The organism is Caulobacter sp. (assembly GCF_017744445.1).
Lineage (GTDB): Bacteria > Pseudomonadota > Alphaproteobacteria > Caulobacterales > Caulobacteraceae > Caulobacter.
Genome location: NZ_JAGIBH010000015.1, coordinates 21979 through 35224, shown reverse-complemented (window position 1 = coordinate 35224; position 13246 = coordinate 21979). Strand labels below are relative to the sequence as shown.

The window sequence follows — 13246 nt, the reverse complement described above, 5'->3', positions numbered from 1 at the left end:
AATCAGCCCGCCAGACGCGCCCGGTCGACATCGGGCATGCGGTAGAGTTTCTCCTCGATCTCGGCGAGGCGCGACGGAACGATCTCGACGTTCGAGACGCCGTACAGCTTCTGGAAGTTCATGATCAGGGGCTGCCACTTGGCCGGATCGATCCGGTTCTCGTGGCCCTCCATGAGCAGGCTCGGATGCACGTGGACCCGAGTGATGCGAACCTCGAACGCCGAGATCAGCCCGGCGACCTGGGGATCGTCGCCCATGATGTCGTGGCGCGCCGCGACGACCGCTTCCAGCTGGATCGGGCACTCCAGGGCGCGAGGCGCGGCCACCGTCTGCGACGCGACCGGCGTCAGGCCGGCCGCCTCGAACTTGCGAGGCTCGTAGGCGTAGCCCAGCTTCTTCTTGAGTTCGGGCATCGCCTTGGTCCCGGTCAGGCGGGCCAGCCGGTTCACGGCGTCGGCTTGCGCCGGCGAGGTCAGGTTGATCACGCACTCTCCCGTACGGATCATGTTCTGCGGCGTCTGCGAGGCGGTCTGCAGGCCCAGCATGCACCGCCACCCCAGCCACCACGCCGACGACATCGGCGCGATATTGGCCGTGCCGTCCTCGTTCAGCGTGCTGATGAGAACCACAGGCGTGCCGAGGTAGAGGATCGAGGGTTCGATGGTGACGTGGGGGTCGGTCATGGGGGCTCCGTAGATTTGAACGGCGCCACTCATGAAGTTGACGGAACGGCGGAGACACCCGGTTCTTGCGACGCCAAATCGGGCCTCAGGCGACGCTCAAAGCGGGCAGCGAAGACGCAGCCTGGCGTAATCCGCCGCAATACAACCCCTTAAGGACGCCCCTCGCCGCGCGGCTTGAAAGCGCCTCATTCGAAGCTCCGGTATCGCCGCCTCGCGCCGGCTTCAGTTAGAATTTTCAACCCGTTGACCAGCTAACAACCGGTTATTTCCACCGCGCCGAACGGGGCCGGATTACGGCGTTCATTTTTCGACAAAACTGACAAAGTTTCAAATGACACCGGTTTCTCTTGCGTATGACACCGGTCGCAGTTAGCGGTACCAGCGATTTTTGGGACCAGCCGCGCAAAACAAGAGCTGGGCCCTTTTCCAACTTTTCCGGGAGGGAACCGTGCAAACTCATTCCAAGCATCGCCGCGCCTGTGCGCTTCTGGCTCAGACCTCGCTGGGCGCGCTGACGCTCGCCGCCGCCCTGAGCTTCTCCAGCGCCGCCCTGGCGCAAGAGCAGGCCGCCCAGCCCGCGCCGGCCGCTGAGCCCGCCCCGGCCGCCGCCGAGCCGGACGAAGTCGAAGCCGTCGTCGTCACCGGCTACCGCGCCGCCGTGCAGAGCGCGCTGAACATGAAGCGCAATTCCAGCGTGATGGTCGACGCCATCAACGCCGACGACATCGCCGACTTCCCGGACGCCAACCTGGCGGAATCGCTGCAGCGCCTGCCGGGCGTCTCGATCGACCGCGAAAACGGCGAAGGCCGCACCATCACCGTCCGCGGCCTGGGCAGCGACTTCACCCGCGTTCGCCTGAACGGCCTGGAAGCCCTGTCGACGGCCGGTCCGTCGAACTCGGGCGACGCCGCCAACCGCTCGCGCGGCTTCGACTTCAACACCTTCGCCTCGGAACTGTTCAGCGCCCTGAAGGTCCAGAAGACCGCCTCGGCCGAGACCGACGAAGGTTCGCTGGGCGCCACGGTCGACCTGGAGACCGGCAAGCCTCTGAACTTCAAGGGCAAGCGCCTGGCCCTGTCGGTGCAGGACGCCTACTACAAGAACGGCGGCACCCACTCGCCGCGCTTCGCCGGCCTGGTCTCGGACCGCTGGGACACCAACTGGGGCCAGTTCGGCGCCCTGTTCTCGGTGGCCTACAACAAGCGCAACCAGATCATCGACAGCTACCAGCGCCAGGCTGGCCAGTCTGACTACGCCTATCGTCAGGCCACCTTCCTGGGGACGGGTTCGACCACCGCCACGCCGGGCCGCCAGGGCTTCGCCGCCCCGACCGGCACGTCGTGCAACAACGGCGTGATCCCGGGCGTCAACATCACCAACGCCGCCGTCTGCTCGGCGCTGGTGGGTTCGAACCCGACCGCCTACAACCTGGTCAACAGCCCCTCCAGCGCCACGGTCGCCAACGGCGCGATCACCGCCGCCGGCCCGCTGACCCGCATCCCGGCCCTCGCCACGCTGAACCAGCAGGACCTGGACCAGAAGCGCACCGGCCTGACCGGCGCCCTGCAATGGCGTCCAACCAGCCGCACCACGATCTCGCTGGACTGGGTCTATTCGGAGCTGGAACAGCAGTCTGTCAACTATCAGGTCCAGACCGTCGGCCTGAACCGCAACAACACCAACGCCGCCCTGAACAGCATCACCGCCGGCGACACCGCCGCGGCCAAGCGCGCCCTGTACGCCAGCTGCACGGCCCGCGCCGCCAGCGCGATCCAGGACGCCATCGACTGCGGCCAGTCCATGAACGGCGGCGGCCTCGTCGCCGGCATGACCAACAGCTACAACCCGAACAACCTGGATCCGTACGACTACTACAACAACCCGCGCTCGGTGGGTTATGTGGCCGATCCGACCGGCACGGCCATGCTGACGCAGTTCATCGGCCGCCCGTCGGTCCGCCTGATCGACGCCGCGCTCTCGCCCACGGGCGCGAATGCCGACTACCTGAAGCTGGGCAATGTCGACCTGCGCTCGGCCGCCGACGCGTCGTTCTTCACGACCTACTTCCGCCAGTCGTCGCTGAAGCTGGAACACGAGTTCAACGACAACCTGTCGATGGTCGCCGTCTACGGTAAGTCCTCGTCGAACAACAAGACGCAGGGCCTGCTGGCCGACTTCATCCGCCTGGACAGCGGCCAGGGCGTGGCCGGCAACGACTACGTCACCTACGACGCCCGCGGCGGCGGCGACATGCCGGTGCTGAACCTGGGCTTCGACGCCACCCAAGCCAATGCCTGGGACTTCGTGAAGGGCTACTCGGCCCTGCGTAACTACCAGCGCTACACCCGCAACGACTACGAGACGATGCGCGTGGACTTCAAGTACGACCTGGACAGCGACACCGCCGTCCGGTTCGGCGTCAGCCAGCGCAAGTACGGCTTCTCGACCTCGGAATATCGCCGCCTGACCGGCGAGACCCTGAACCCCAGCCTGAAGGAAGCCGGCTCGAACGTCGCGGCCGTCAGCAAGGTCATCAACTGGGGCACCGGCCTGAAGGTCCCGGAAGGCACGACGACCGCGTTCCTGGCCCCCGACCTGCAGAAGATGACCGACCTGTTCGGCTTCAACTGCAACTGCATCAACAAGTACGGCGACTGGCGCCTGTCGTACCTGGCCAGCGCGGCCAACCGCTATTCGGTCGACGAGAAGGACACCAGCGCCTACGTCCAGTTTGACTTCAACACCCAGCTGTTCGGTCGTGAGCTGCGCGGCAACGCCGGCACGCGCTACGCGCTGACCGAGGTCGACTCGGACGGCCTGACCAACAGCTCGCGTCCGATCTCGGGCTCGAACAAGTACCACGACATCCTGCCGTCGCTGAACGTGTCGTACGAGCTGTATGACAACCTGCTGCTGCGCTTCGGCGCCGCCAAGGTCATGGCCCGTCCGCTGCTGGCCAACCTGGCGCCGAACGTGACCTCGATCAGCGTGCCGACCAACGGCGCGACGGTCGGCGCGTCGCTGACGGTCGGCAATCCGAAGCTGGATCCGTTCCGCGCCACCAACCTCGACCTGTCGCTGGAATGGTACTTCGCGCCGGGCGCCCTGGTCTCGGTCGCGGTGTTCAACAAGGACATCTCAAGCTTCCCGCAGACCCTGGTGTCGTCGGCCACGCTCGGCTCGATCATGGACGCGGACGCCATCGCGGCCCTGCGCGCGGCCCAGACCAACGTTCAAGCCCAGGCCTATATCGACAACAACAACCCGTTCGACGTCCGCCAGTTCGGCAATGCGCCGGGCGGCTACATCCGCGGCATCGAGTTCAACTACCAGCAGAACCTCACGTTCCTGCCCTGGTACTTCAAGAACCTGGGCGTCCAGTTCAACGCCACGCACCTGGAGTCGGAGCTGGAGTACATCGTGAACCCGGCCAACGCCCGCCTGGGCACGCCGGCGGTCACCGCCAAGGGTCCGTTCACGGGCGCCTCGCCGGACGCCTTCAACTTCACGGTCTTCTATGAGGTCGAAAAGTTCAGCGTCCGCCTGTCGTCGGCCTATCGCGCCAAGTACCGCACGCAGTACCCGATCGCGACCGGCACCTGCGACCCGGGCTTCTGCGACAGCCCGCTGGTCAACGACTTCCTGGGCAACAGCAGCACGTTCAACCTGGACGGCTCGATGACCTACAAGTTCAACAAGTACCTGACCCTGTCGGTCGACGCCCTGAACCTGACGAACCAAGCCGAGAACCGCTGGGCCTACCAGAACGATCCGGTTGTCACCCGCTACGCCGCGGTGGGCCGCTCGATCTTCGCGGGCATTCGGTTCGTCTACTAGTTTCCTCCCAAAGCGTTATTTCCTCCCAACGCTTGACTTGGGCCGCGCCGGATCACCGGCGCGGCCCTTTCTTTTTTCGGCTGGAGCCTTCGCACCTGCGGGACGTTCGGCCAGGGATGACCCAACTCCAGACCTGGATCGCTGCTTTCGGCTGGGCGCCGCCGTGGCTGGTCAGCACGGTGCTGATCACCGTGGCGGTCGTCGTGGCCCTGGCCGTCCATGCGATCGTCGTACGGATCGTCCGGCACACCATCTCGCGTCACAGCGCCTTCTGGCAGCCGCTGATCGCCCGCACGCGGCGACCGACCCGAATGGCCTTCATCGTCGCGGCCCTAGGCCCCGCCGTCTCGGCCGCGCCCCTCACCGCCGCCCAGGCGGCCGGCGCCAAGCACGTGCTGCTGGTGCTGTTCATCCTGCTGCTGGGCTGGATGGCCATGACCGCGCTCGACATCGGCGCGGCGCTCTACCTGCGAGGCTTCAGGGTCGACGTCGAAGACAACCTGCTGGCCCGTAAGCACGTCACCCAGGTGCGGATCCTGCGGCGCGCCGTGGCCATCCTGGTCGGCATCTTCACCCTGGCCCTGGCGCTGATGACCATCCCCGGCGTGCGGCAGTGGGGCGTCAGCCTGCTGGCCGCCGGCGGCGCGGCGTCGCTGATCGTCGGTCTGGCGCTCCAACCTCTTTTGACCAACCTGATCGCCGGCATCCAGATCGCCGTGACCCAGCCGATCCGCATCGACGACGCCGTGATCGTCGAGAAGGAATGGGGGAATATCGAGGAGATCAACGCCACCTATGTCGTCGTGCGCCTGTGGGACTGGCGGCGGATGGTGCTGCCGCTCAGCTACTTCATCCAGACGCCCTTCCAGAACTGGACCCGCGAGAGCGCCGCCCTGATCGGTACGGCCATGCTCTATGTCGACCCCGCCGCGCCAGTCGATCGCCTGCGCGCCAAGCTGGAGGAGATCGCCAAGGCCTCTCCCCTCTGGGACGGCAAGGTCGTCAACCTGGCCGTCACCGACCTGACCGCCGAGGTCATGGAGGTTCGCTGCCTGGTCAGCGCCCGCAACGCCCCCAAGACCTTCGACCTGCGTTGCGAAGTCCGCGAAAAGATGATGGCCTTCCTGCGGGATGAACTGCCGGACGCCTTCCCGAAGCGGCGACTGGCGTTGGCGGCAGAAGCCTCCGCCCTTTCGTAAGTAAGCAAATTATGACTTAACAGGAGGCGCCGCCGTCTCGACATGGCGCGCATGCGGGCGCCTGGGCGGGATCCTTCCGCTTGGGCGCTTGTCGCAGAAGGATGGCGGGCGCAGCCTGCTAGGGTTTCGGGATGGAAGCGGACGTGACCGTGGGTTTCGACATCGGCAGCCGAGCTAAGGCCCGCTGCGACCTGCTGGGCGTCATGCCCTACAGCGAGGTCGAGGGCCAGCTGACGCGCCGGTTCCTCACGCCCGCCCACGAGGCCGCCCTGACCGCCCTCTCCGGCTGGATGCTGGAGGCCGGCATGAGCGTGCGCCGCGACGCCGCCGCCAACCTGATCGGTCGCTACGAAGGCGAGCTGCCCAGCGAGAAGGCGCTGATCATCGGCTCGCACATCGACAGCGTCCGTAACGGCGGGCGCTATGACGGGCCGCTGGGGATCATGCTGGGCATCGACGTGGTCGAGGCCCTGAACCGCGCCGGCCGCCGCCTGCCCTTCGCGATCGAGGTGGTGGCGTTCGGCGATGAGGAAGGCTCGCGCTTCCCCGCCTCGATGAGCTGCAGCCGGGCGATCGCCGGGACGCTGGATCCTAGCGCGCTGGAGATGAAAGACGCCGAGGGCGTGTCGGTCGCGCAGGCGCTAGAGGCGTTCGGCGGCGATCCGGACAACATCGCCAGCGCGGCGCGCAAGCCGCGGGACGTGCTGGCCTTCCTGGAAGCGCACATCGAGCAGGGCCCAGTGCTGGAAGCCGAAGGCCTGGCCCTGGGCGTCGTCACCGCCATCGCCGCTCAGAAGCGGCTGATGGTGCGGATCGAAGGCACGGCCGGCCACGCCGGCACCACGCCGATGAACCTGCGCAAGGACCCCGGTCCCGCCGCCGCCGAAGCCATCCTGGCGCTTGAGCGGATCTGCCGCGCCGGGACCGATGGCCTGGTCGGCACGGTCGGCCGCATGACCGCCCTGCCCGGCGCCTTCAACGTCATTCCGGGCGCGATCGAGTTCTCGATGGACATCCGCGCCGAGACCTCCGCGACGCGCGATGAGGCGGTGCTGACCATCAGCGCCGAGATCCACGCCATCGCCGCCAAGCGCGGTCTGCGGGCCGAGGTCAGCCTGATGCAGGCGCTGGCCGAGAGCCCTTGCGATCCGTCGCTGATGGCGATGCTCGAAGAGGCCCTGGCCGACTTCTCCCTGCCCGCCCGTCGCCTGCCGTCGGGCGCGGGTCACGACGCCATGGTGATGGCCGACCTGTGCCCTGTCGCCATGCTGTTCATCCGCTGCGAGGGCGGGATCAGCCACAACCCGGCCGAGGCCGTCACCGAGGCCGACTGCGCCTTGGCGGCCCAGGCCATGCTCCACTTCATCGACAAGCTAGAACGACGCGAACGCGCATGACCGATACGTTTAAAGAACTCGACCACCCCGCCCGCCTGCTGATGGGGCCAGGCCCGATCAACGTGCACCCCCGCGTGCTGCGGGCCATGTCGGTGCAGTTGCTGGGCCAGTTCGATCCCGAATTCACCGGCTACATGAACGAGGTGATGAGCCTCTATCGCGGCGTGTTCGAGACGCAGAACCAGTGGACCTTCCTGATCGACGGCACCTCGCGCGCCGGGATCGAGGCGGCGCTGGTTTCGACCCTGTCGCCGGGCGACGACGTCGTGGTGGTCAATGCCGGCCGCTTTGGCCTGCTGCTGGCCGAGATCGCCGAGCGGTGCGATGCCAAGGTCACCTTCGTCGAGGGCGAGTGGGGCAAGGTCGTCGATCCGCAGGCGGTCGAGGACGCCGTCGCCCGCGTGAAGCCGCGCCTGGTGGCCTGCGTGCACGGCGACACCTCGACCACCATCGCCCAGCCGATCGAGGCCATTGGCGAGATCTGCCGCCGCCACGACGCGCTGCTGTATGTCGACGCCACCGCCACGCTGGGCGGCATGAGCGTCCCTGTGGGTAAGTGGCAAGCCGACATCGTCACCGCCGGCCTGCAGAAGTGCATGGGCGGCCCCTCCGGCTCGGCGCCGATCACCATCAGCGACCGCGCCGCCGAGCACATCTTCGGCCGCCGCCATGTCGAGAGGGGCCTGGCGACGCCGGGCGCGACGGGCAACGGCCGCCGTATCGCCTCCAACTATTTCGATCTGGCGATGATCATGGACTACTGGTCCGACAAGCGCCTGAACCACCACACCGAAGCGGCCAGCATGCTGTTCGCGGCGCGCGAGTGCGCCCGGATCGTGCTGGAGGAAGGCCTGGAAGCCCGCTTCGCCCGTCACCGCCAAGCGGGCGCGGCGATGGTCGTCGGGATCGAAGCCCTGGGCCTGACGGTCTACGGCGACCAGGCCCACAAGATGACCAACGTCACCGGCGTGATCGCCCCAAGCGGCGTCGACTACGACCGCGTCAAAGCCCGCATGCGCACCGAGTTCGAGATCGAGATCGGCGCGGCCTTCGGCCCTTTGGCCGGCAAGATCTGGCGCATCGGAACCATGGGCGTGAACGCTCGCAAGCACGCGGTTCTCCAGACCCTGGCGGCGCTCGAAGCGGTGTTGCGCTGGGAGGGTTTCAAGGCCCCGGCCGGCGCTGGCGTCGACGCGGCCGCGAAGGTGTTCGCATGATCGGCTCGGCCATCACCGTCTTCCCCCTCCGGGGGAGGAGCGCCGCAGGCGCGGAGGGGGCAAGTGTCCAGAACACTCACCTCACTCGCCCCCACCTGACCGCGCTTTGCGCGGTCGTCCGCCCCCGAAGGGGGCAGAAGGCATGACCCCTTACCCTCGAGACTTGATCGGCTACGGCGAACACCCGCCTCAAGCCCAATGGCCGAACGGCGCCCGCGTGGCCGTGCAGTTCGTGCTGAACTACGAGGAAGGCGCCGAGCGGTCGATCCTTCACGGCGACCCCGTCAGCGAGTTCTTCCTGTCGGAGATGGTCGGTGCCCAGCCCATCCAAGGCATGCGCAACATGTCGATGGAGAGCCTGTACGAATACGGCTCGCGCGCCGGATTCTGGCGCATCCGGCGGCTGTTCGAGGAGTTCGGCCTGCCCCTGACCGTGTTCGGCGTCGCCCAGGCCATGGAGCGCCATCCCGACGCCGTCGAGGCGATGATGCAGTCCGGCTGGGAGATCGCCACCCACGGCTATCGCTGGATCGACTACCAGCACTTCACGCCCGAGCAGGAGCTGGAGCATATCCAGCAGGCCATCGAGATCCAGAAGCGCCTGACCGGCGAGCGCCCCCTGGGCTGGTACCAGGGCCGCACCAGCCCCAACACCGCCCGTCTGGTCGCCGAGGAAGGCGGCTTTCTCTACGACGCCGACAGCTATGCCGACGACCTGCCTTATTGGGACGACCAGCACGGCCGTGCTCAGCTGATCGTGCCCTACACGCTGGAAGCCAACGACATGCGCTTCACGGCCGCGCAGGGCTTCAACACCGGCGAGCAGTTCTTCACCTATCTGCGCGACGCCTTCGACGCCCTGTACCTGGAGGGCGAGACCGCGCCGAAGATGATGAGCGTCGGCCTGCACTGCCGCGTGGTCGGCAAGCCCGGCCGCATCGGCGCCCTGCGGCGGTTCCTGGAGCACATCACCCGGCACGACCGCGTCTGGGTGGCCAAGCGCATCGACATCGCGCGGCACTGGATCGCGACCCATCCCTATGAGGTGAAGGCATGAGCGGCGCCCCGCCCCTCTCCCTGGCTCGGCTCAACAGCATGAACCAGACCGGCTTCACCACCGCGCTCGGGTTCGCGTTCGAGCTCTCGCCGTGGGTGGTCGAGCGGTCCTGGAGCGAGCGGCCGTTCGCCAGCGTCGAGGCCATGCATGAGGCCATGATGGCCGTGCTCGACAGCGCGACCACGGCCGACAAGCTGGCCCTGATCCGCGCTCACCCCGAACTGGCCGGCAAGGCCGCCATCGCCAAGCAGCTGACCGCCGAGAGCACCTCTGAGCAAGCCAGCGCCGGTCTCGACCGCCTGACGCCCGAGGAATTCGCCCGCTTCCACGAGCTGAACGCCGCCTACGGCCAGCGTTTCGGCTTTCCGTTCATCATCGCCGTGCGCCTGAACGACAAGGCCTCGATCCTGGCGGCCATGCAGGCGCGCCTGGCCCATGACGAGGCGGCCGAGATCGCCGAGGCGATCAAGCAGATCGGCCTGATCTCCAAACTCCGGCTGCTGGACGCGGTGACCGCCTGATGGACTACGATTTCGCCGCCTGGACCGGCATGGCGCTGCGCTGGCTGCACGTGGTAGCCGGCGTCGCCTGGATCGGCGCATCGTTCTACTTCGTCTGGCTGGACAACAATCTGCGCGATCCCAACCCGCCCAAGGACGGCGTGAAGGGCGAGCTGTGGGCCGTGCACGGCGGCGGCTTCTACCATTCGCAGAAGTACATGGTGGCGCCGGCGCACATGCCCGACCACCTGCACTGGTTCAAATGGGAGGCCTACACCACCTGGCTGTCGGGCTTTGCCCTGCTGACCGTGCTCTACTATGTCGGCGCGCCGGTCTATCTGATCGACCCGGCCAAGCATGCGTTCACGCAAGCCCAAGCCATCGCCACGGGCCTGGCCTTCATCTTCGGCGGCCTCCTGGTCTACGAGGCCCTGTGCCGCTCGCCATTGGGCAAGAATGGCAAGCTGTTCGGCGTGGTCTGGTTCGCGACCCTCACCGGCGCGACCTGGGCCCTGACCCAGATCTTCTCCGATCGCGGCGCCTTCATCCACGTGGGCGCGATCATCGGCACCTGCATGGTCGGGAACGTCTTCCTGATCATCATCCCCAATCAGCGCAAGATCGTCGCCGACATGCTGGCCGGCCGCCTCGTCGACCCGCGCCTGGGGGCGATGGGCAAGCAACGCTCGGTGCACAACACCCACATGACCCTGCCGGTCATCTTCATCATGATCAGCAACCACTATCCGGCCGTCTCGGGACACCCGAAGGCCTGGTTGCTGCTGGCCCTGATCAGCGCTGGCGCGATCTCGATCCGCTACTTCTTCATCCAGCGCCACTTCGGCAGGATCCGGCACGAGTTCCTGTTCTACGGCGCGATGCTGATCTTCGGCGCGACGGCGATCGCCAGCATCAAGCCCAAGGACAAGGTCGAGATCACCAGCCAGGTGCCCTTCACCACCGCCGAATCGATCATCCAGAAGCACTGCGTCATGTGCCACAGCAAAACGCCGACCCACACGGGCTTCTCGGCCCCTCCGCTGGGCGCGAGTTTCGACAACCCTGAGCACATCCGCACCTATGCGGGCAAAATCCGCGAACGGGCGGTGACTTCCACCAGCATGCCTCTTGGCAATGAGACCGCCATGACCGTAGAGGAGCGGGCCCAGCTGGGCGCCTGGATCAATCAGGGAGCCAAGATCCCGTGACCGACGCCGTCCTGGACGCGAACAAGACCGACACTGAAAGCGTCCCGCGCAAGCGCAACGCCGAACGCACACGGAAGGCGATCCTCGCCGCGGCGCTCAAGGAGTTCGCCCAGGCCGGCTTCGCTGGGGCCCGGATCGAGAAGATCGTCAAGGCCGCCAAGTGCAACATCCGGATGCTGTACCACTACTTCGGGGACAAGAAGGGCCTGTACATGGCCGTCCTCGAAAGCGCCTACATGGACCTGCGGGCGCGTGAGGCCGAGCTGAAGATCGACTTCGACAAGCCGCTGGAAGGCTTCCTCGAGCTGCAGCGCTTCACCTTCGACTATTTCGAGAAGAACCCCCGTTTCGAGGGCCTGCTGCGCAACGAGAACCTGCAGCACGGCAAGTTCGCCTCGCAGTCGCGGGTGGTCACCGAGACCGCCTTCCCGCTGCGCCACACCATGGAGCGGTTGATCGAAAGCGGCCAGAAGCAGGGCGTGTTCGGGCCAAACCTGGACCCCGTGCAGATCTACGTGACCATCGCGGCCATGAGCCGCTTCCACCTCGCCAACGGCTATTCGCTGTCGGCGACCCTGGACACCGACATGACCGCCTCCGAGTGGCGCAGGGCGCGGCTGGACCACGCCCTGGCCTTGCTGGAAGGCTATCTGACGCGCGGCGCGCGCTAGGTCTCAGAAGGTCGCGGGATCAGTTTCCCGGCAGCCCTTGGGCGAGGCGAACTCCAAGGACTGATCGACCAGGCCCGCTTCGGTCATCAATGTCAGCGGCTGACCATTGTAGGTCAGGCGGCCGTCCGTCAGGTCCAGCTCGCTCAGCTGCATATCCTTGGTTCCCTCGGGCGCCAGCACCGCGCCAGTCTCATAAGGACTGGGGATGCCGTTCGACCATTCTTCCACATGGACCCCCTCGGCCTTCATCGTGACGCGATCGATGGCGAGCAGCTCGTTCCTGCCCACCGCCAGGCCCAGCCAAACATAGCGCTTGCCCAGGAAGATCCGGCGGATCTCGCGATGGTGATCGCCGTCCTGGACATAGAAAGCAGCGGTCTTGCCCTTGACCACGTCATGAACCAGCAGCGGCCCCTTGAACTGGTTGTACCAGGCCAGGTTTCCGTCGCGCATGCAGGGCTGCCCCGCTGGCGCGCCTTGCCTCACGGTGAGCCTGAGCTGGCCTGTCGTGAAGTTGAAGCCGTTGACCTTGTTCCAATCGTCAACCAGCGCCGTCTCGAACTGATAGTTGGCCTCAAGCGCGGCGTCTTCTGGACTTGTGTCCTTCGCCGCCGAGGCCGAGGGCGTACAGCCCAGGACGCCATCCAGGGCGCGAACGCAATCGCGCCCCTCAGGACCGAGCCATTCTTCATAACGGGCATTGAGCCAGGACCGCAGGGCCGGATCGTCGGCGTTGTCGAACTTGCGACTGACGGTCGAACGGCTGTGCGTCACCACGAGCAAGGCGCTCTTTCCAGCGGCGACGTCATAGAGATTGATCGCGACGAAATGAGTAGCGCTTGTGCCCAGCGTGTTGGCGATGGATAGCACCTCTCGACGCCCATCATGATCCCAGTCCGTCACGCCGAAATAGACCTGGTTCTCGGGCCAAGCCTTGTCAGGCGCGGCGCTATCGACCGCGGGCTGCATAAAGAGGTTGCCATAGGCGCTCGCCGCTATGGGCTTGACCTCGTAGAACTGTCCGTCGCCGACCAGAAGGTTGAGCCGCAGCGACCCCAGCATCCGCAGGCATTTCAGGTCGGTTTCCGGTTCGCACGGCGCCTGCTCCTCGCTGGCCCAAACGGCGATATATTGCGAGCTGTCGCCACGATTGCGGAACGGCACAGCCCACACCGCGCCTGCGCCGACGTCACGTCGCGCCTGCTCGAAGGCTACCGTGTTGGAGATGTTGAGGCGCTGGTTGCGCGCCTCCTTGGCCAGGTCCAGCATCTTGGCGCCGTAGAGGCCGCCCGCGGCGACCAGCGCGGCCAGCAGCGACTTGGAGACCCAGCCCACCACATCCTTGCGGAAGGCGGCGACGATTTCGCCCGGCAGCGCCATCAGCCCGGACGACCGAGGCTTCACGGAAGCCCCGGCCTCTTCTGGCTTTTCGCTCGTCGGCGTCTCGGTCATTGGCGCCCCCACCATGCCTGGTGG

The 13246-nt window shown here is 66.5% G+C and carries 10 protein-coding genes; 8 read left to right on the top strand and 2 right to left on the bottom strand.

Going from position 1 to position 13246, the window contains the following annotated elements; all coding sequences use genetic code 11:
- Nucleotides 1-2 precede the first annotated feature (2 nt).
- A complete protein-coding gene (locus tag J7528_RS19650; protein ID WP_291877922.1) occupies nucleotides 3-683 on the bottom strand; it encodes a flavin reductase family protein in 681 nt (226 codons plus the stop codon).
- A gap of 448 nt (nucleotides 684-1131) precedes the next feature.
- Here J7528_RS19650 and J7528_RS19645 point away from each other — a divergent pair, with 448 nt between their 5' ends.
- From J7528_RS19645 to J7528_RS19610, 8 genes are all read left to right on the top strand, one after another.
- On the top strand, nucleotides 1132-4521 hold the full coding sequence (locus tag J7528_RS19645) for a TonB-dependent receptor (RefSeq protein ID WP_291877919.1): 3390 nt from the start codon (nucleotides 1132-1134) through the stop codon (nucleotides 4519-4521).
- 116 nt (nucleotides 4522-4637) lie between these two features.
- Complete coding sequence (locus J7528_RS19640) at nucleotides 4638-5720, top strand: mechanosensitive ion channel domain-containing protein (RefSeq protein ID WP_291877916.1); 1083 nt, start codon at nucleotides 4638-4640, stop codon at nucleotides 5718-5720.
- A 143-nt stretch (nucleotides 5721-5863) separates the two neighbouring features.
- Nucleotides 5864-7117 (top strand): allantoate amidohydrolase, encoded by a 1254-nt coding sequence (locus J7528_RS19635; RefSeq protein WP_291878111.1) that lies wholly within the window; start codon nucleotides 5864-5866, stop codon nucleotides 7115-7117.
- The gene (locus J7528_RS19630) at nucleotides 7114-8334 is read left to right on the top strand and encodes an alanine--glyoxylate aminotransferase family protein (protein ID WP_291877913.1); all 1221 of its coding nucleotides are present in this window, start codon (nucleotides 7114-7116) and stop codon (nucleotides 8332-8334) included. The genes J7528_RS19635 and J7528_RS19630 overlap by 4 nt, the downstream gene beginning before the upstream one ends.
- Nucleotides 8335-8476: 142 nt before the next feature.
- Nucleotides 8477-9391 carry an allantoinase PuuE gene (gene puuE / locus J7528_RS19625; RefSeq protein ID WP_291877910.1) on the top strand — a complete coding sequence of 305 codons (915 nt, stop codon included), beginning with the start codon at nucleotides 8477-8479 and terminating at the stop codon, nucleotides 9389-9391.
- Nucleotides 9388-9912, top strand: a complete 525-nt coding sequence (uraD, locus tag J7528_RS19620) for a 2-oxo-4-hydroxy-4-carboxy-5-ureidoimidazoline decarboxylase (RefSeq protein WP_291877907.1) — start codon at nucleotides 9388-9390, stop codon at nucleotides 9910-9912. The genes puuE and uraD overlap by 4 nt, the downstream gene beginning before the upstream one ends.
- On the top strand, nucleotides 9912-11099 hold the full coding sequence (locus tag J7528_RS19615; protein WP_291877904.1) for a urate hydroxylase PuuD: 1188 nt from the start codon (nucleotides 9912-9914) through the stop codon (nucleotides 11097-11099). Before uraD ends, J7528_RS19615 begins: the two co-directional genes overlap by 1 nt.
- On the top strand, nucleotides 11096-11770 hold the full coding sequence (locus J7528_RS19610; RefSeq protein ID WP_291877901.1) for a TetR/AcrR family transcriptional regulator: 675 nt from the start codon (nucleotides 11096-11098) through the stop codon (nucleotides 11768-11770). Before J7528_RS19615 ends, J7528_RS19610 begins: the two co-directional genes overlap by 4 nt.
- A gap of 3 nt (nucleotides 11771-11773) precedes the next feature.
- Here J7528_RS19610 and J7528_RS19605 read toward each other — a convergent pair whose 3' ends face one another.
- Nucleotides 11774-13222 carry a hypothetical protein gene (locus J7528_RS19605; RefSeq protein ID WP_291877898.1) on the bottom strand — a complete coding sequence of 483 codons (1449 nt, stop codon included), beginning with the start codon at nucleotides 13220-13222 and terminating at the stop codon, nucleotides 11774-11776.
- Nucleotides 13223-13246 lie beyond the last annotated feature (24 nt).